The organism is Streptomyces sp. NBC_01317 (assembly GCF_035961655.1).
GTDB lineage: Bacteria > Actinomycetota > Actinomycetes > Streptomycetales > Streptomycetaceae > Streptomyces.
Genome location: NZ_CP108393.1, coordinates 4,387,165 through 4,403,606 on the forward strand (window position 1 = coordinate 4,387,165; position 16,442 = coordinate 4,403,606).

General features: G+C 68.6%; 25 protein-coding genes. 16 read left to right on the forward strand and 9 right to left on the reverse strand.

All coding sequences use genetic code 11. From position 1 onward, the window contains the following. Positions 1-6: 6 nt before the first annotated feature. The 4 genes from OG349_RS18860 to OG349_RS18875 form a co-directional block, all read right to left on the reverse strand. Positions 7-891, reverse strand: a complete 885-nt coding sequence (locus OG349_RS18860) for an RNA polymerase sigma factor SigF (RefSeq protein ID WP_327235728.1) — start codon at positions 889-891, stop codon at positions 7-9. Between the two features lie 245 nt (positions 892-1,136). Then, positions 1,137-1,961, reverse strand: a complete 825-nt coding sequence (locus OG349_RS18865) for an RNA polymerase sigma factor SigF (RefSeq protein ID WP_442806399.1) — start codon at positions 1,959-1,961, stop codon at positions 1,137-1,139. Positions 1,962-2,218: 257 nt separating this feature from the next. Beyond that, complete coding sequence (locus OG349_RS18870; protein WP_327235730.1) at positions 2,219-2,512, reverse strand: Dabb family protein; 294 nt, start codon at positions 2,510-2,512, stop codon at positions 2,219-2,221. A 45-nt stretch (positions 2,513-2,557) separates the two neighbouring features. Then, entirely contained in the window at positions 2,558-2,722 is a 165-nt protein-coding gene (locus tag OG349_RS18875; protein WP_202532172.1) for a hypothetical protein, read from the reverse strand. A 440-nt stretch (positions 2,723-3,162) separates the two neighbouring features. Between OG349_RS18875 and OG349_RS18880 the strand changes: the two genes are divergently transcribed. Beyond that, positions 3,163-3,855 (forward strand): TIGR03621 family F420-dependent LLM class oxidoreductase, encoded by a 693-nt coding sequence (locus OG349_RS18880; RefSeq protein ID WP_327235731.1) that lies wholly within the window; start codon positions 3,163-3,165, stop codon positions 3,853-3,855. Between the two features lie 66 nt (positions 3,856-3,921). On the opposite strand, the gene OG349_RS18885 is transcribed toward OG349_RS18880, so the two are convergent. From OG349_RS18885 to OG349_RS18895, 3 genes are all read right to left on the reverse strand, one after another. Continuing rightward, positions 3,922-4,362, reverse strand: a complete 441-nt coding sequence (locus OG349_RS18885; RefSeq protein ID WP_327235732.1) for a DNA-binding protein — start codon at positions 4,360-4,362, stop codon at positions 3,922-3,924. Beyond that, entirely contained in the window at positions 4,347-4,595 is a 249-nt protein-coding gene (locus OG349_RS18890) for a hypothetical protein (protein WP_327235733.1), read from the reverse strand. Before OG349_RS18890 ends, OG349_RS18885 begins: the two co-directional genes overlap by 16 nt. A 175-nt stretch (positions 4,596-4,770) precedes the next feature. Beyond that, positions 4,771-5,511, reverse strand: coding sequence for a TIGR02391 family protein (locus tag OG349_RS18895; RefSeq protein WP_327235734.1), 741 nt, complete (start codon positions 5,509-5,511; stop codon positions 4,771-4,773). A gap of 408 nt (positions 5,512-5,919) precedes the next feature. Here OG349_RS18895 and OG349_RS18900 point away from each other — a divergent pair, with 408 nt between their 5' ends. Both OG349_RS18900 and OG349_RS18905 read left to right on the forward strand, forming a co-directional pair. Beyond that, positions 5,920-6,387 carry a GntR family transcriptional regulator gene (locus OG349_RS18900; RefSeq protein ID WP_327235735.1) on the forward strand — a complete coding sequence of 156 codons (468 nt, stop codon included), beginning with the start codon at positions 5,920-5,922 and terminating at the stop codon, positions 6,385-6,387. Continuing rightward, on the forward strand, positions 6,384-6,956 hold the full coding sequence (locus tag OG349_RS18905; protein ID WP_327235736.1) for an HD domain-containing protein: 573 nt from the start codon (positions 6,384-6,386) through the stop codon (positions 6,954-6,956). Before OG349_RS18900 ends, OG349_RS18905 begins: the two co-directional genes overlap by 4 nt. Here the strand turns inward: OG349_RS18905 and OG349_RS18910 are convergent. Together OG349_RS18910 and OG349_RS18915 are read right to left on the reverse strand one after the other, a co-directional pair. Then, the gene (locus OG349_RS18910) at positions 6,944-7,417 is read right to left on the reverse strand and encodes an NUDIX domain-containing protein (RefSeq protein WP_327235737.1); all 474 of its coding nucleotides are present in this window, start codon (positions 7,415-7,417) and stop codon (positions 6,944-6,946) included. The genes OG349_RS18905 and OG349_RS18910 overlap by 13 nt on opposite strands. Positions 7,418-7,420: 3 nt before the next feature. Then, a complete protein-coding gene (locus OG349_RS18915; RefSeq protein WP_327235738.1) occupies positions 7,421-8,179 on the reverse strand; it encodes a helix-turn-helix domain-containing protein in 759 nt (252 codons plus the stop codon). 492 nt (positions 8,180-8,671) lie between these two features. Between OG349_RS18915 and OG349_RS18920 the strand changes: the two genes are divergently transcribed. From OG349_RS18920 to OG349_RS18980, 13 genes are all read left to right on the forward strand, one after another. Continuing rightward, positions 8,672-9,124 (forward strand): protein kilB, encoded by a 453-nt coding sequence (locus tag OG349_RS18920; RefSeq protein WP_327235739.1) that lies wholly within the window; start codon positions 8,672-8,674, stop codon positions 9,122-9,124. 42 nt (positions 9,125-9,166) lie between these two features. Further along, complete coding sequence (locus OG349_RS18925; protein WP_327235740.1) at positions 9,167-9,382, forward strand: hypothetical protein; 216 nt, start codon at positions 9,167-9,169, stop codon at positions 9,380-9,382. 135 nt (positions 9,383-9,517) lie between these two features. After that, positions 9,518-9,814 carry a hypothetical protein gene (locus OG349_RS18930; protein ID WP_327235741.1) on the forward strand — a complete coding sequence of 99 codons (297 nt, stop codon included), beginning with the start codon at positions 9,518-9,520 and terminating at the stop codon, positions 9,812-9,814. Next, entirely contained in the window at positions 9,811-10,272 is a 462-nt protein-coding gene (locus OG349_RS18935) for a Pycsar system effector family protein (RefSeq protein ID WP_327235742.1), read from the forward strand. The genes OG349_RS18930 and OG349_RS18935 overlap by 4 nt, the downstream gene beginning before the upstream one ends. Further along, complete coding sequence (locus OG349_RS18940) at positions 10,269-11,117, forward strand: DUF2637 domain-containing protein (protein WP_327235743.1); 849 nt, start codon at positions 10,269-10,271, stop codon at positions 11,115-11,117. The genes OG349_RS18935 and OG349_RS18940 overlap by 4 nt, the downstream gene beginning before the upstream one ends. Continuing rightward, entirely contained in the window at positions 11,114-11,761 is a 648-nt protein-coding gene (locus tag OG349_RS18945) for a GGDEF domain-containing protein (protein WP_327235744.1), read from the forward strand. Before OG349_RS18940 ends, OG349_RS18945 begins: the two co-directional genes overlap by 4 nt. After that, complete coding sequence (locus OG349_RS18950) at positions 11,761-12,153, forward strand: RRQRL motif-containing zinc-binding protein (protein ID WP_327235745.1); 393 nt, start codon at positions 11,761-11,763, stop codon at positions 12,151-12,153. The genes OG349_RS18945 and OG349_RS18950 overlap by 1 nt, the downstream gene beginning before the upstream one ends. Positions 12,154-12,177: 24 nt before the next feature. Continuing rightward, a complete protein-coding gene (locus OG349_RS18955) occupies positions 12,178-12,549 on the forward strand; it encodes a hypothetical protein (RefSeq protein ID WP_327235746.1) in 372 nt (123 codons plus the stop codon). A 142-nt stretch (positions 12,550-12,691) separates the two neighbouring features. Then, positions 12,692-14,920, forward strand: coding sequence for a cell division protein FtsK (locus OG349_RS18960; protein WP_327235747.1), 2,229 nt, complete (start codon positions 12,692-12,694; stop codon positions 14,918-14,920). Between the two features lie 139 nt (positions 14,921-15,059). Then, positions 15,060-15,311, forward strand: coding sequence for a hypothetical protein (locus OG349_RS18965; protein ID WP_327235748.1), 252 nt, complete (start codon positions 15,060-15,062; stop codon positions 15,309-15,311). Positions 15,312-15,332: 21 nt separating this feature from the next. Further along, the gene (locus tag OG349_RS18970) at positions 15,333-15,521 is read left to right on the forward strand and encodes a hypothetical protein (RefSeq protein WP_327235749.1); all 189 of its coding nucleotides are present in this window, start codon (positions 15,333-15,335) and stop codon (positions 15,519-15,521) included. Positions 15,522-15,535: 14 nt separating this feature from the next. Continuing rightward, complete coding sequence (locus OG349_RS18975) at positions 15,536-16,144, forward strand: hypothetical protein (RefSeq protein ID WP_327235750.1); 609 nt, start codon at positions 15,536-15,538, stop codon at positions 16,142-16,144. Continuing rightward, positions 16,145-16,429 carry a hypothetical protein gene (locus OG349_RS18980; protein ID WP_327235751.1) on the forward strand — a complete coding sequence of 95 codons (285 nt, stop codon included), beginning with the start codon at positions 16,145-16,147 and terminating at the stop codon, positions 16,427-16,429. Positions 16,430-16,442 lie beyond the last annotated feature (13 nt).

A 16,442-nucleotide genomic window follows, 5' to 3' on the forward strand; every position in this document is an offset into this window, starting at 1 on the left:
CCGGCGTCAGTCCGAGATCAGGCCTTCCCGCAACTGCGCGAGCGTACGGGTCAGAAGGCGCGAGACGTGCATCTGGGAGATGCCCACCTCTTCGCCGATCTGCGACTGGGTCATGTTCGCGAAGAACCGCAGCATGATGATCTGCCGCTCGCGGGGTGGGAGTTTGGCGAGGAGCGGCTTGAGCGACTCGCGGTACTCCACCCCCTCCAGCGCCATGTCCTCGTAGCCGAGCCGGTCCGCGAGCGAACCCTCGCCGCCGTCGTCCTCCGGGGAGGGCGAGTCCAGCGAGGAGGCGGTGTACGCGTTCCCGACGGCGAGGCCGTCGACGACGTCCTCCTCCGACACCCCGAGCACCACGGCCAGTTCGGGCACGGTCGGGGAGCGGTCCAGCTTCTGCGCCAGCTCGTCGCTGGCCTTCGTCAGCGCGAGGCGCAGCTCCTGGAGCCGGCGCGGGACGCGTACCGACCACGACGTGTCGCGGAAGAAGCGCTTGATCTCGCCCACGACCGTCGGCATCGCGAACGTCGGGAATTCCACGCCCCGTTCGCAGTCGAACCGGTCGATCGCCTTGATCAGGCCGATCGTGCCGACCTGGACGATGTCCTCCATCGGCTCGTTGCGGCTGCGGAACCGCGCCGCCGCGTACCGCACCAGCGGCAGGTTGAGCTCGATGAGGGTGTCCCGTACGTAGGTGCGCTCCGGGCTGTCCTGGTCGAGCACGGCGAGCCGCAGGAACAGGGAGCGGGACAGAGTGCGGGTGTCGATGGCTTCCGGCTGGGACACCCGCGGCTGGATCACGGCCACGGTGTCGAGCACGGTGTCGAGAGCCTCGGGCGCGGGAGCGCTCTTTGTGAGCGTGAGCACCTTCGAGCTGCCCTGTTCTACGGACATGCCACCCCCTTGAGGTCGCGGACGGTCGCGGCGGCCGCTCCCGTCGGAGGAACGCAGCCTCCACCTGAATACCGGCGGTGGGGCTGCGGCAAACGCGGTTCCAGCAGAATGTCACATGTCGGCAACACGCTGTAGTGACATGTCGACAAGTAAGGGTGACGTCTGCGCAGGAAAGAGGGGGTGTGGGGCTTTTCCGGGAGGCGCGCGGGACAAAAGGCGGGGAAGCGCGAAAGTACCCCCGCGAGCTACGCCTCGATCCGATTTGCGGATCGCAGCCGGGCAAAGCTTCGGGCAAGAAGCCTTGACACATGCATCTGGGAGACGCCCAATTCCTGACTGATCTGCGACTGCGTCAGATTGTTGTAATAGCGCAGCATCAGGATCCGCTGTTCCCGCTCGGGAAGTTGTACGAGGAGATGGCGTACGAGGTCGCGGTGCTCGACCCCGGCCAGCGCCGGGTCCTCGTAGCCGAGCCGGTCCAGCAGGCCGGGCAGTCCGTCGCCCTCCTGGGCGGCCTCCAGGGAGGTCGCGTGGTACGAGCGGCCCGCCTCGATGCAGGCGAGGACCTCCTCCTCGGAGATCTTCAGCCGCTCCGCGATCTCGGCGGTGGTGGGGGTGCGGCCGTGAGCCGTCGTCAGGTCCTCGGTGGCGCCGGTGACCTGGACCCACAGCTCGTGCAGCCGGCGCGGGACGTGCACGGTCCGTACGTTGTCGCGGAAGTAGCGTTTGATCTCGCCGACGACGGTCGGCATCGCGAAGGTCGGGAACTGCACCCCGCGCTCGGGGTCGAACCGGTCGATGGCGTTGATCAGACCGATCGTGCCGACCTGGACGACGTCCTCCATCGGTTCGTTACGGCTCCGGAAGCGCGCGGCGGCGTACCGCACCAGGGGCAGGTTGGCCTCGATGAGCGCTCCGCGCACGCGGCTGTGCTCGCGGGTGCCCGGTTCGAGGTCCTTGAGCTGGGCGAAGAGGAGCTGCGTCAGGGCGCGGGTGTCGGCGCCACGGCTCTGGGCGGTGGTGGGGCGGGACTCGGTGTCGGGTCTGGGTTCGAGGGGGGGCTCGGGCACGTGTTCGGGGCGGGGCTCGCTCCCGACCCGTGGTCCGGTCTCGTTCTGGGGCGGCACTTGAGGCGTAGTACTGGCCGGCACGGTCACGCCACCCCTTTGCGGTCGACTACGGTCAACTCATCCGTCAAAAGCGGTCATAGCATCACAAGACATGTGCACTGTGTGCAAGCACCCGATAACACCGTGTTGACGGCAAGTTGGGGTAATAAACCCAAAAGCCCCACACCGGAGAGGTGTGGGGCAGGGGGAGCGGAGGCTCAGAACTCGTAGTCGGCGATCACCCAGGTGGCGAATTCGCGCCACTGCGCGACGGCCGCCTGATGGGCGGGGTGGTCGGCGTACCGCTGGAGCGCATCGCGGTCCGCCACGGCCGAGTTGATGGCGAAGTCGTAGGCGATGGGCCGGTCGCTGATGTTCCAGGCGCACTCCCAGGACGTCAGCTCGGCGACCTGCCCGCCCAGCTCCTCGAAGGCCTTCGCCCCGGCGATCGCGCGGGGCTCGTCACGCGAGACACCCTCGTTGAGCTTGAAGAGGACCAGGTGGCGGATCAAGGGGCACTCCTAGGGGTGCGGCGGGGTGCGGCGGGTACGGCGGCGCTACTGGACGAGCTCCGTCATGAACGTACCGACGCTCTTCGCGGCGCTCGAAATGCCCTCGAACCCTACCTGGACGAGATCCGCGGCCCGTTCCGGGGATTTGACGATCGTGAAGAGCACGAAGACGGTGACCGCGTAGAACACGATCTTTCTCGTTTGCGCCATTCCCCACTGCCTCCCCAGCCGCGTCCACGGGCCGCCCCCTGTGCGGTCGCGAGAGTCTAACCGTATGAACGCCGATGTTCGGAGGGTGTTCGAGCGTCGCGTCCGTACGTCCGGCCCGGGGCGGGGGAAGAGGCCCGGCAAAGGCACGCCAATCCAGCCGAAAACAAACGAACACCCTATATATCAACAACATACCGATCATATATTGACCTTCGGGGTAAATTCGGCGGAGGGGGAACGCGCTCGGCGAGAGGAAGCCATGCCCACCCGTCCCTTCCGTTTCGGCGTCAGCCTGCTGACCCCCGGATCGCGCTCCGCCTGGCAGGCCCGGGTCCGGCAGGCCGGGGATCTTGGCTACGACGTCCTCCAGGTGCCCGACCACCTGGGCATGCCGGCGCCGTTCCCCGCCCTGGTCTCCGCCCGCCGAGGCGACCACCACGATGCGGGTGGGCACCCTCGTCCTCAACACCGGTTTCTACCGGCCCGCCGTCCTGGTCCGGGACGTCGCCCACACCGACCAGCTCACGGAGGGCCGGCTGGAACTGGGCCTGGGCGCCGGTTACCTGGCCGCCGAGTTCGAGGCCGCCGAACTGCCGTTCCCCGCCCCGGGCCGGCGGATCGACCATCTCACGCACACGGTCGCCGAACTGCGCAGGCTGTTCGCCTCCGAGCAGCACCTGCCCCCCGTACACCAGCGCCCGGGCCCACCGCTCCTGCTGGGCGGCGTCGGTGACCGCATGCTCCGGCTGGCCGCGAAGGAGGCCGACATCGTCGGTTTCCCGGTCATGTCGATCGCCACGCCACCGGGCGGAGACCCCCGGGAGGTCCTGGCGGAACGGATCGAGTTCGTACGGACCGAGGCGGGCGCCCGCTTCGCCGGCCTGGAGCTGAACCTGTTCGTCTCCGCGGTGGTCCTGGCCGACCCGGCCGAGGCGGACCTGACGACGATGCGCCGCATCGCCCCCACCCTGACGGACGAACAGATCCTCCGGATGCCCAACGTCCTGGTCGGCTCGGAACGCCAGATCGCCGACACCCTGACCGGCTACCGCGAGACGTACGGCCTGACCTACTTCTCCGTACTGGAAGCACACATGACGGACTTCGCGAGGGTCATCGCCCACCTGCGCTGAACCGCCCTGCGCTGAACCGCCCTGCGCTGAACCGCCCCGCGCTGAGCCGGTCCACGTCCGGAGGGATCAGACGCGGACCCACTCCACGGGACTGCCGCGATCGACGGACGCGGCATGGCAGAGCTTCGGGATGTGGGAACCGTCGGTGGAGGCAACCTTCATCGGTCCGCTCGAACATGCCGCCGTGGCGACCACGAGCGCGTCGACGACGTTCTCGTGACCGTCGAGGCCGGCGTCCTCCAGCAGTTGTGCCGCACGGTCGGCGATGAACTCGGTCGCGGGAATGACGGTGAGCCGGGAGCGGAGCCAGCGCAGGTGGTTCGCCGCCTGTCCGGTGCGGCGGACCTCGGCGATGCTGACGGTGGAGATCGCGGCCGCGTATCCCTCGGCTTCGGCGACCTTGAGCATCAGGGTCATCCCGCGGTCCCGTTCGGCCAGCAGGGACAGTGGCTGTGCGTCGAGGATGAGGAGGGCGCGCGGAAACGCCGCGGTCACTCGCCGTGCCATGCGCGGCGGGCCTCCTCGATCTCTTCGGATGTGAACGAGCCGTGCTCGTCCTCGTACGCCTCGACGATTTCCCTGGTCTTGGTCAGGGCGAGGGCGTGTTCGACGGCGTCGGAGACGAAGCGCGAGAACCCGCGCGCGCCTGTGCGGGCTTCGACCTCGCGGGCCAGCGACCTGGGGATGGTGACCGACTTCTTGACGGTGGTCTCGTCCGGGGGTGCGTGCTCGATGGCCATGCCCGCATTATCCCACTAGGAGTAGGACTTTTGTCCAGTCGAGTGGAGGTGTCCCTGATGGCCTCCTGGTACGGGGTGACAGACCGGCCCGACGATGGACACCGGAGCCGCCGGGGCGCTCGTACGCGCCCGGCGAGGTGGCGGAGGCGGCCACGCGGCCTGTCCCTCGTCCGGCCTAGTACACGACCTGGCACTGATCCATGAGCCGTGCGACCACGCTGAAGGTGGCCAACTGCTCCAGCGCCTCTTGCTCCGCCAAGTCGCCTGTTTCGTGGGCGGCGGGGTTTCGGAGCGCGGAGTAGGCCCCTTGGCCTAGTTGCAGGGCGCCACGTTGGCGTGTCTGGACCCCGGGGTCGGATTGATCACCAGGGATCCGCAGCCGCGGTTTACCCGGCTCGGGGGCCTTGTCGCTCAGGGCCTCTTGGACGAGCTTGGCATCCGATACGTCACGCCGGCCCAGCTTGTTCTGAAGGCGGGCGTTGATCGACGTCGCGGCGGCGTGGACTGCGGCCCGGTAGTGCTCGGACTCCCAGAAGGTGCGCGCGGCGTCCCACACCCACGGGTGGAGCTGGTCGGCGTGCAGGGCGGGGGTGTCTGGCGTCAGGCGGATCGCCCACTCGTCCATGTCGGCGAGTATTCCGAGGCCACGACGAACCTGGCTTACGGCAGCGTGCCGTCCACTCCCGCTCTCGACGTTAAAGTCCGCCACGAGCGCGGGGTCGAGGCGACTGAGAATCTTCCTGACCGTGGGCTCCGCCTTGATCATCTCCGTGCGAAGCCCCGGAAGCTCAGGATTGGCCGGGCGTGGCCGTTCGGAGAGCGAGAGCGCGTCGGGCGAAGGTCCGCTTGCCGTCACGTACTTGGTCACAAGCGCATCAAACGCCTCGAGCCGTTGCTGCATCCAGTCACGATCCACGCAAGCAGGGTAGAGGTGGACGGACAGGTCAACAGCAAGATTTCCACTCCGAGGTGACCAACTGGGATGGAAGCCGAAGAGGCGCCCGGTTCATAGAACCGGGCGCCTCTCCATATCTGCGGTAGCGGAGGGATTTGAACCCTCGGTGAGTTTCCCCACACTCGCTTTCGAGGTCTGTTCGTGCTGGTCAGAGCCGTGTTCGCCGCCGTTCATCTCCGTTCACGCCGCCGTTTTGGCGCTGCGGCGAGCCGAGCTGTGTACCCCCGTGAACGCTTCCGGACGGCGGTGAATGAGACGGGAACTGAGACGGTCCAGTCATGCGACGCTTGGCCTAGTCCGGGTATGCATACAGCGAGAATGCATGTTGCGGACCCTGGACAGACGACGAAGCGGGGAGAGGGAGAACAGGTGCCGGACCAGGCCAGTCCTCGGGGGACCTTCCGGAAGATCGCTGATGTGGTGAAGGCCCGGATCGAGACCGATGCGGGGATGACGGAGCTTCCATCCGTGGCAGACCTCATGAGCGACCACGGGATCTCCCGTGGTGTGGCGCTCCGGGCTTTCGCGGTACTCAAAGAGGAGGGGCTCGCCGAACCGGTGCCCGGTGGGCGTTGGCGAGTCGTCAGAGAGGGACAGTACGAGGACCGCCGGCCGCTGGCCGAACGGCTCGCGGATGTGGTCATCACCGAGAAGCTATCGGTGGGAGACACGTTCCCGAGTGCGTCCGAGTTGAGCAAGATCTTCGGGGTGGCGCGGCCGACTGTGAGTAAGGCGCTGGACAAGCTGCAAGCGTCCGGGCTGCTGTCCGAAGGGAAGCAGGGCAAGCCGCGGACCGTACGGTCCTTGCCGGAGAGGAATGAGGGTCGCAGGTCTTGAGCACGACGCAGCTCACGGAGTGGGCTTACCCCCTTGCTGAATCGCTTCTTGCCGAGCCGTTGCCGCGTCGGTGGAAGCACTGCCTTGGCGTGGCCGAACGGGCGCGGTCGCTCGCGCCCGTCCTCGGCACAGATGCCGACCTCATGGAGGCCACGGCAGTACTGCATGACATCGGCTACTCGCCAGACCTGGTCAAGACGGGGTTCCATCCGCTGGACGGCGCTCGATACCTGCGGGAGACGGCCCATGCCGACGAACGGGTTGTGAGCCTTGTCGCTCACCATTCGTGTGCATGGATGGAAGCTGAGGCTCGCGGACTCCGCGAAGAGCTGGAAGCCGAGTTCGCTCGTGAGCGCGCCCACCTTGCCGATGCTCTCTGCTACTGCGACATGAACACGACGCCGGACGGCATCGCTACGAATCCGGTGGATCGGGTCAACGAGATCGCGGGTCGGTACGGCGCGGACAGCCTGATCGGTAGGTTCATCCGCCGGGCCGAACCGGAGATCCTTTCCAGTACGGCACGGGTGCTCGAACGGCTTGCCGCTGCGGAGCGTCAGCCGACGTAGGGCGCCGTACGCGTCCGGTCCATCGCGTGCTCGATCCTGAGTCGCATGGTTGGGTGGATGTCGAACGTCGACAGGTCCGCTGGGGAAACCCAGCGGACCTGTGTCGTTTCGTCGCTCGTACGAACGTCGCCGCCGACGGGCCGGGCGCGGAAACAGATGCTGAACTGCTGCCGTGCCTCGCCGTCGTCGTACAGCATCACGTGGCCGGGGTCCGTGTAGATCCCGGACAAGTCCACGACTTCGGCCTTGATGCCGGTCTCTTCCCAGACCTCCCGCACCACGGTGTCACTGATGGATTCGCCTACCTCGTGGCCACCTCCGGGCAGTGCCCAGCGTCCGTTGTCGGATCGCTTGATCACCAGCACTTCGTCCGCGTCGTTCTGTACGAAGCCCACGACGGAGGGCACGACAGAGTTGGCCGGCGGCGCGTCAGGGTCGTGCAAGTAGTCGATGCGTCCCATGGTTCAAGCTCCTGTAATGTCGTGATCGGTGACGGGGCGTGCGCTTCCCCAGGTCTGTTCGATGCTATTCGCGTAGGTGTCGAACAGCCCGCCGCCCGGGAGTCGCCGGAGGTGAAGGACAGGCGCCATGTAGGCGCCGATGCCGTACACGTGCGTATTCACGAGCATCTCGTTGTCCGAGCGGAAGAGCGAGTTGTAGAGGGTCCCGTCGTGTAGACGGAAGCCGATGTCTGGGTGGCTCGTGAAGAGCGGGCGGTAGTTGACCAGGGCGTTGCGGATTTTGCCGTCCATGATGCGGTGCCCCTCGTCTATCCCCCGCTGTTGTACCGCAGCGCAGTCGGGGTCACCCAACAGGATGCGTACCTGGGTGGTCCCCTGGGCCTTCCGCTTGAGCAGATCGTGAAACAGCGGGTCCTCAGACAGCCACAGGCCGGAGTAGACGAGGACGTCCAGGAAGGTCTCAGCCTGTTCGTACAGCTCACGCCAGAGAGTGTTGGGCACCATGTGGCGGTGCGGATAGACGGTGACGATCTCCGCTCTACTCAGGTCTGAGGCGGTGTCGACGGCGCGATCGTCGTTCCACAGCGTCGTCACGTCGACTTTGAGGAGTGCCGCAGTTGCGTACTGGTGGCGCCGGTACGGCACCTTCCCCTGCGTGATCCAGCGCTCGACGGTCTTGGGGTTGACCTCGATGGCGTCTGCCAAATCCTGGATCGTCACGCCCTGAGCCAAGAGTGCTGATCTCAACCGCTCGTTGGACATCTCTACTCCCGATGGGACGTCTAGGGACCTCTTGAAGGTAGCCAGATGAGCCCAAGGTGTCCATGCAGCGGGTAACCAACGCCCCTCACCTGCGGCGATGCTGATGGTGCGCCAGGAAGTCCCGGCGCGAAACCGAGGAAGTTCGCCGACCGACTTGACGGATGCCTCATGTAGGACCTGTAATACAGGTATCGCATTGAACCGCGCGGTACTCGGTTCGGGATTGCTCGCTTGGAAGACGGCTTTGGTCGTATCCCATCGGGCCCTGAGCTGGCTGTTTCTTGACAACTCAACAGTGAGCTGAATGAGGCCGCCGCCTCCTCGATAAGGCGGTCAGCGCGACACAGGTTCGCGCACATCTCGTATCGGTTCAGCGGCCCTCGGGTCGCTGCCGGTTGCCTCCCCTGCCCGTCCGGCCACTGGTCGTACGGGCAGGGCCGAGGGGAGCCGGAACACCTCCGGACCTGCACCGACACCGCAGGAAAGGCAGTCATGACAGGAACGATCCTCGCGATTCTCGGCACGCTGGCCGGGACGCTGGTTGCCGGATTCATGCAGCACCGGACCACCTCCCGCACCGCGCAGGACGCGGTGGCGGAGCGTCGACGTCAGGCGCTGGCCGAAGCCGTCCCGGCGCTGCTGGCCGCGCTGGTCCGCCACCGCGAACAGCAGTACTTGAAGATCGTGGCCCGCCGTGAAGGCGAACCCGAGACGGCCGAGGCGCGGCAGGCCCGGTACGCGGCCCGCTCGGCTGTGACCGGCGCCATGGACACGCTCCACATGGCCACGGACCACCCCGCCCTGCTCGCTCTCGCGCAGGAAGCGGTGGACGCGGCTTTCGCGCTCGGAGACGTGCCGGCAGAAGAGCTGGACGCGGCGGGACTTCGGGCCCGCCAGGCGCACACCGCACTGCGCACCGCCGGTGCCGCGCACCTCTACGCCTGACCTCAACCCCACCGTCGCACACCCTGATTGAGGAGTAACCCCATGCTCGGACGACGACGCCACACCGACGCTCAGGCCGCGCTCACCCAGCAGGCCGATGACCTCAAGTGCGCGGCCCGCGCGAGGAAGTGGGGCATGGACGACAGCGCGAAGAAGTGGAAGGCCAGCGCGGATGCCGCGTTCGGCGACTTCGCCCGCATCACGCAGGAAGAGCACGACCGCAAGCAGCAGGAGAAGCAGGACCGCAGGAAGAGGTAGCAGTACCGCCCCGATGGTCGCAGGCCGGGTTCGACTCCCGGCCGGGGCACTCCATCCACGAACGGCGCGGCCCCGGTGGTGAGACACCGGGGCCGCTGTTTGGGCCGTTCCCACCGTCTAAGGAGTGCACGACCCATGAGAAGTATCGTCGCTGGTCATGTGGCTGTCACGGCCACTGAGTTTGTCGAACTCGCGCTCGGTAGCCCGCTGGATCTGTGGCTGGGTGTCGCGGGTGAGAGTGAGATGGAGCGGGCGGCCCGTCTGGACGCGGCCCGGGACATCCTCGCGGATGAGCCGGATCTTCCGGACCGGGTGAGCCGGGTTGCCGCTGAGGCGATCGAGGCGTTCGCCCCGGAGTTGTTCAACGTCACTCCGCTCGCGCCCCGGGTCACCGCCCGGCGTCGGAACTCCCGGAAGGGAGCGGCGGCATGAGCAGCACACTGGAGACTCGCCTCACCGCCGCTCATGCGGAGGTGAAGGCGGAGATCGCCCGCACCGACACCAAGACGTCGTTGTTGCTGGCGTTCATCGGCGCCCTGCTGGCTGGGGTGTGGACGGTCGCCAAGGACGCGCCCCTGCCGGTCGCCTCGCTGGTCGTCGGTGGGTTGGGGGTGGGTCTGTTGCTGGTTGCGGCGGGTCTGCTGCTGCGGGCGGTGCGACCGAACATGTCCGGCGCGGCCGTGGCGGGCTTCCCGTACTGGGCCCGGCTTACCGCCGAGGAGATCCGTACCGCGCTGGCGGAAGACCGGCGCGGGGCGGACATCGCGAATCTCTCCCGTATCGCCGTGGCCAAGTTCCGCTGCCTGTCCCGCGCGGTCGACCTGACCTGCGCGGCCGGCGTGCTGCTGATCCTGGCCGCTGTGATCGCGATCGGGGGTGGGCTGGTATGAACCGCACTGCCAAGACCCTGCTCGTTCTCGCGCTGGTTGGTGTGGTCGGGATGGCGTTTCGGGTGTCGTGGAACGCGTTGCGGGACGTGGCCCGTGCGATCGGCGCGGACGCGACCGGGGCGACCTTGTATCCGTTCGTGGTTGACGGCCTGATGGCCCTCGCGTTGGTCGCTGCCCTGGTTCTGGTCGGGGATGACCGCCGGTTCGCGCTGCGGGTGTTGGCCGCTTACACGGTCGCCTCGCTGGTCCTGAACTACGTGCACGGGCTCGTTCCCGCCCTGCACAGTCGGGCGGTCGACTGGGGACAGTTGGCCGACTGGAACCCCGCCAACTGGGCCCTGGTCCTGCTCGCCACCTCGCTCCCGGTCGGGTCGATCTACTTCGGTTCCGACCTCGTGGCCAAGGTCCTGCACCACCGACCGGCCCCGATCACAGATCAGGATGTATCGACGCAGGTCATCGCAAATCGGTTGGGGTCTGACCTGCGGAAGTCGACCCCCGTGCCGCCTGCCCCGGTGGCCGAACTTCCGGCCCCCGCCGCTGTCAAGTCGGTGCCGGAAGTTGAGCCGACCGAGACGGCACCGGTGAAAGCCGCCGAGGCTGTCGAGTCGCGTCCGCGTCGGTCGACGGGTCCGGTACCTGAGTCGGCACGCACCCCCCGACCGACCCGCACCCCGGACCAACTCCTCACCGAGGCCCGGTCGGCCACGGCCGACTGGCCGGACGCGGACCTGACAGCCGAAGCGGTCCGCAAGGCGGTCCGTACGTCGTCCGCCAACGCCCGCACCCTGCGCGACGCGCTGCGGGCCGAACGGGCCGAGACGCGTGAGGCGGTGACGGTATGAGCGCCGCCCTGACCGTGCTGGCGACCGCCGGGCCGCTCGCGGCCGGATGGTCCACCCACCTGTACGTACTGCGCCGCCGGTTGAGCACCGCCCGCCGCGACCCGCTCACCGGGCTGCGGACCCGGGACGGCTTCACCCGCCGCGCCACCACACTCCTGCGGGATGAGCGGGCCGTGGTGGTCCTCGCGGACGTCGACCGCTTCAAGCAGATCAACGACACCCACGGCCACGCGGCCGGGGACGCGCTGCTGAAAGCAACGGCGGACCGGCTCGCCCACTACGTCGGCACCGACGGAGTCGCCGGACGGCTGGGCGGGGATGAGTTTGCGGCCGTGGTCATCGACAAGCACGGCACTGTCGCGGACCTGCTGACCATTCTTCACGGGGTCCTCGCGCGGCCGGCGGCCGGGCTGGACCCGGCGGTGCACACCACGGTCTCGCTCGGCTGGGTCCGTGTGACGGACTTCCCCGGCGAGGACCTGTCGGGCCTGTTACGGCGGGCGGATGAGGCCATGTACGCGGCCAAGCAAGCCCGCGCGGGTGTACGGCGGGCCGGTCTCGGGATGCTCTTCGCGACCCTGACCGGCCGCCGCTCCGGACGCCGGGGCGCCCGTACCGGCGGCCCGATGGGCAGGGCCGCGTAGTGGGTGGGCGCTTCTGGGACCCGGACGGAGCTGAGTACGGGCTCCCCACCTTCCCGTTCCGCATGGCCCCGGACGGGTACGCGACGCGCCGCCAGCTCCGTGCCGCCGGGCTGCGGCCCGGGGGGCAGTTGGCCGCCGCGCAACTGCTGTGGTTCTCCAACCGCCGCCGCCGCGCGGGTCAGCCGCCGACGCTGCGTGTGGCCTACCTCTACCACCGCGACCTCGCCAAACCGGTCCGGCCGATGACCCCCGCGAAGTGGGCCGCTCTCGACAAGGCGAACGCGGCCCGCCGTGTCTGTCCCGAGTGCCGTATCGACGCCGGATACCGCATCCCGACCTCGCTCGGCATGTGCGTGAGCTGCGCGTATCCCGAAGACCAGCGCGCTGTCTGACCTTATTTCTGAGAGGAGCCCGTGATGGGCCTGTTCAACCGCAAAGCCCGTGTGCAGACCGAGGAAGAGCGTTACCGGGAGGCGGCCGAGGCGCGGGCCGTTGAGGCGGATCGTCGGGCCCGCTACGACGCCGTGAACCGGCAGGCATCCGCGCTGGCCCAGGAACGCCGGGAGGCGCGTGCGCAGAAGCGCAGCCGGATCAAGACCGTGGGCGAGATCCGGAAGGTCGGCCCCGGCAAGTACGTCACCACCGGGTGGGAGATCGACGTCCCGGACAACAGCGGCCGGGGACGCGTCGTAGAGGACAAGGTGCAGCACACCGGCGACCTGGGCGGATTCACTCCGGCCGAACTGTGCGCCGTCGCTCACGGCCCTCGCTGCCGCCGCTGCCGCTGACCCACCGCCCCGGCATTCACGCCGTGAGGGCGCCCGATCGGATCGGGCCCGGGGCACGCACCGCACAGCAGGGGCCCGGACGGGGGCCTACCAAGCGCCGTCCGGGCCCCTCTCCAACCCCAGTGTCCGGGGAGGACATTCAGTGAATCACGAGGATGAGAACGAACTGTTCAACCGGCTCGAAGCCGACCTCATTGCCGACTTCGACAAGCCGATCGCACCCGACTCCGACGCGAACGTGGTCGACTTGGACAAGGCGCGGTCGGCTCGCGAGTCGGTCGACACCACCACCCCTGAGTCGGGTGTGGAGTCGGCCGACTCCACCGACCCTGAGTCGGGTGATCCGACCGCCAGGGTGTTGGTGGATGGTCCGGCGCCGGTCGGGCCCGGCTACCTCGGTCGGCTGATGGGCGCCAAGCGCCGGGACCTGCTCCCCGCGTGGCTGCGGTCGACGGCCGAACTCAAGACGGCGGCCCGGTGGGCCGCCGGGCACTACGGCCACCTGGCCGGGTACCACGCGATCCGCTCGCCGTACTACGCGGGCCGACTCGCGTTGCAGTCGCCGGTGGGGGCGGCGCGGTTCGTGGGCGGGTCGATGCGGTGGATGGCCGACCGCGAGGGCGAGCCCGTCCGCCTCGCCGCCGTCCGCCGCGAGGACGCCGCCGAGTACTTGAAGCTTTCCCGCCAGCGTGACGGACGTGTACGGCTGCGGACCCTGGTCGGCACGCTGGGCATGTTCGTCGGGATCGGTGCCGCCCTCGCCATCTACGTCCTGGCCCCCGGGTGGCTCCAAGCCCTCTCGGTCGGTGCGGTGATGCTGGCGCTCGGTGCGGCCGGCACGCGGGCCGACGCGCCCGTCGTCACCCGCGCCGTGGAACTGCCGAACGCACCGAAGCTCACGAGCGACATCGTTCTTCGGGCGCTGGGTGCTCTTGGCATTCCCGCGATCAATCAGGCGCAGGGCAAGGGCCGGGACGGGTTCGTCTTCACCGCCCCCATCACCCGGGACGGGCCGGGGTGGCGTGCCGAGGGCGACCTCCCGTACGGCGTCACCGTCACGGATGTCATCGACAAGCGGGACAAGCTCGCGTCCGGTCTGCGCCGCCCCTTGGGCTGCGTGTGGCCCGAGGCGGTCCCGGAGGAGCACACGGGGCGGCTGGTGATGTGGGTGGGTGATCAGGACATGTCCACCGCGAAGAAGCCCGCGTGGCCGCTCCTCAAGACGGGCGGGGTGGACCTGTTCAAGCCCGTCGCGTTCGGCACCGACCAGCGCGGACGCTGGGTGGAGATCACCCTCATGTACATCGCCGCCGTCATCGGCGCCATCCCCCGCATGGGCAAGACCTTCCTGCTGCGTCTCCTGCTCCTCATCGCGGCGTTGGATGTGCGGGCTGAGCTGCACACCTACGACCTCAAGGGAACCGGTGACCTGGACCCCGTGGGCGAGCGGGTCTCGCACCGCCACCGGGCCGGGGACGACGACGAGGACATCGAATACGCCCTCGCCGACCTGCGCGAACTCCGCCAGGAACTCCGCCGCCGGGCCAAGATGATCCGCTCCCTGCCCCGGGACATCTGCCCGGAGTCCAAAGTCACATCGGACCTCGCGAACAAGCCCAAGCTCGGACTCCACCCCATCGTCGTGGGGGTGGACGAGTGTCAGGTGTGGTTCGAACACCCCAAGCACGGAGGCGAGTTCGAAGAGATCTGCACCGACCTCGTCAAGCGCGGACCCGCCACCGGCATCGTCCTCCTGCTGGCCACCCAGCGCCCGGATGCCAAGGCGCTGCCGACCGGGATCAGCGCGAACGCCTCAGCCCGCTTCTGCCTCAAGGTCATGGGCCAGTTGGAGAACGACATGGTCCTCGGCACCTCCTCGTACAAGCGGGGCATCCGGGCCACGATGTTCTCGTGGAAGGACAAGGGCATCCACTACTTCGTCGGTGAAGGCGCCGACGCCCGCATCGTCTCCTCCGCGTACGTCGACGCACCCACCGCCGAGGTGATCGGCCTGCGCGCCCGCAAGCTCCGCGAGGCGGCCGGCACGCTGTCCGGGCACGCGCTCGGTGAGGAGTTCGATGCCGACACGGGTCCGGGGTACGACCTGTTGGCCGACGTGCTGGCCGTCGTGCCCGCTAGTGAGCCCAAGGTGTGGTCGGAGACGATCGTGGCCCGCCTCGCGGAACTCCGGCCGGACGTGTACGGCGGGTGGGACCCCGAAGCCCTCGCCGCAGCCCTCAAGCCGCACGGGGTCGCCACGATCCAGGTGGGACGCCGGGTGGACGGCAAGGTCGTCAACCGGCGCGGTGTCGACCGCTCGCACCTCACGGCCGCGATTGCGGAGCGTGACGGAAAGCGGGACGCGAGCTGACCACCGGGGGCGCTAACGCTAGCGGCACCCCTCGCTAACGTTAGCGCCCCCGCTAGCACCCCAAACCGCCTGTGATCAGGTCGCTAGCGCATAGCGGCCCACCTGCGGAAACCCCGGAAACCGCCTGGAAGGGCCTCTCATGACCCCCCTGCTCCTCGCTAGCGCCTGCCTTGTCGTCGTAACGGTGTGTTACGGCGGGATGTGTGCGGTCAGCCCGTTCGGGGACTGCCGCCGGTGCCGTGGCATGGGCCACGCGATCAAGACCGACCGCAAGGGCCGGGCCAAGCGCGGCAAGGACTGCCGCCGCTGCCAGGCCACCGGCAAGCGGATACGCGTCGGCCGCCACCTGTTCAACCTCTGGTCGCAGACCTACCGCGACGGCACCCCCTAACCCCGAAGGAGACCCCCGCTCATGGCCATCACCATCTCGCTCGTCTTCCTGTTCGGCCTGGTCCTGTTCTTCCTGCTCCGCTCCAACTCCCTCAGCGCTGGGGCCGCGTTCATCGCCGCCGGGTTCGGGTTCTTCCTCGCCTCCACCGGCGCGGCCGGACCCATCAACGAACTGACCACCGCCGTCATCAACGCCATCCCCGACCTGTGAAGGGACCGCCCGTCATGAACGAACAGATCCTCGCGCGCCACTGGCTCGCCGTCGCGGCCCCGAAGGTGGCGCCGGTCGTGGCCACGTCCACCGTGCTCATCCTGGGGCGGATCTGGAACGCCAACGGCGCCGAACACAGCGTCGGCAACGCCGCGCTGATGGTCGTCCTCGCCGCCGGATCGGCTGCGGCCGGGGCGTTCGCGTCGGCCGGCCGCTCCGGTAACGGAGTCCTCGCCGGAACCGCGTTCGCCACCTCCGGCGCCCTCGCCGTCGCCGGGGTCGCCGGGTACGCCGACGGCTGGTCCTTGCCCGTTCTCCTCTGGGCCGTCGCCACCGCCGTCTCCTACGGGCTGGCCGCCCGGTACTGGCGCACCGACCGCCGCGACACCGTGGCGTACGAGCGCGGGACGACGATCCGGCGCGAGGAACACGCCCACGTCGAACGCGTCGAAACCATCCGCGGACGCACGCAGATCGAGGTGGCCCGCGAAGGATCGGCGTACGCCGAAGCCCTCGCGCAGGCGCTCACCGCCCGCGCCGCACTCCCCGGGTTCAACCCGCACACCCTCGAAACCGCCGGACTCCCCGAACTACCCGCCTACAGCGCCTCGAAGGAGAGCTGAATGCGACGCCCCCACCTTGCCGTGCGGGCCCTACTGCGGCTGCGCGTCCAGCGCACCACCTGGCCCCGGCACGCACTCATCCTCACCGACACCCCCCGCCCCAACTGCCCTGACTGCGGTGGCAACGGCGGACACAGCTACGACTACGGCGACCACGAGACCGGCGAGTACGCGGGCACCGATTGGTGGTCGTGCCCGTGCTGGATCGAAGACCGCCGCTGGGTCCTGCTGCCGCTCCCGCACTGCACCCCGTCCGGCGGCTACTCCGACGAACCGCCCTTCTAGACACGGCTAGGGC

Coding starts and splice junctions, on each gene's coding strand:
- OG349_RS18860 (WP_327235728.1), bottom strand. CDS start 891: ATGTCCGTAGAACAGGGCAGCTCGAAGGTGCTCACGCTCACAAAGAGC.
- OG349_RS18875 (WP_202532172.1), bottom strand. CDS start 2,722: ATGGCGCAAACGAGAAAGATCGTGTTCTACGCGGTCACCGTCTTCGTG.
- OG349_RS18880 (WP_327235731.1), top strand. CDS start 3,163: ATGCGGGTGGGCACCCTCGTCCTCAACACCGGTTTCTACCGGCCCGCC.
- OG349_RS18885 (WP_327235732.1), bottom strand. CDS start 4,362: ATGGCACGGCGAGTGACCGCGGCGTTTCCGCGCGCCCTCCTCATCCTC.
- OG349_RS18890 (WP_327235733.1), bottom strand. CDS start 4,595: ATGGCCATCGAGCACGCACCCCCGGACGAGACCACCGTCAAGAAGTCG.
- OG349_RS18910 (WP_327235737.1), bottom strand. CDS start 7,417: ATGGGACGCATCGACTACTTGCACGACCCTGACGCGCCGCCGGCCAAC.
- OG349_RS18915 (WP_327235738.1), bottom strand. CDS start 8,179: ATGTCCAACGAGCGGTTGAGATCAGCACTCTTGGCTCAGGGCGTGACG.
- OG349_RS18920 (WP_327235739.1), top strand. CDS start 8,672: ATGACAGGAACGATCCTCGCGATTCTCGGCACGCTGGCCGGGACGCTG.
- OG349_RS18925 (WP_327235740.1), top strand. CDS start 9,167: ATGCTCGGACGACGACGCCACACCGACGCTCAGGCCGCGCTCACCCAG.
- OG349_RS18930 (WP_327235741.1), top strand. CDS start 9,518: ATGAGAAGTATCGTCGCTGGTCATGTGGCTGTCACGGCCACTGAGTTT.
- OG349_RS18935 (WP_327235742.1), top strand. CDS start 9,811: ATGAGCAGCACACTGGAGACTCGCCTCACCGCCGCTCATGCGGAGGTG.
- OG349_RS18940 (WP_327235743.1), top strand. CDS start 10,269: ATGAACCGCACTGCCAAGACCCTGCTCGTTCTCGCGCTGGTTGGTGTG.
- OG349_RS18945 (WP_327235744.1), top strand. CDS start 11,114: ATGAGCGCCGCCCTGACCGTGCTGGCGACCGCCGGGCCGCTCGCGGCC.
- OG349_RS18955 (WP_327235746.1), top strand. CDS start 12,178: ATGGGCCTGTTCAACCGCAAAGCCCGTGTGCAGACCGAGGAAGAGCGT.
- OG349_RS18965 (WP_327235748.1), top strand. CDS start 15,060: ATGACCCCCCTGCTCCTCGCTAGCGCCTGCCTTGTCGTCGTAACGGTG.
- OG349_RS18970 (WP_327235749.1), top strand. CDS start 15,333: ATGGCCATCACCATCTCGCTCGTCTTCCTGTTCGGCCTGGTCCTGTTC.
- OG349_RS18975 (WP_327235750.1), top strand. CDS start 15,536: ATGAACGAACAGATCCTCGCGCGCCACTGGCTCGCCGTCGCGGCCCCG.
- OG349_RS18980 (WP_327235751.1), top strand. CDS start 16,145: ATGCGACGCCCCCACCTTGCCGTGCGGGCCCTACTGCGGCTGCGCGTC.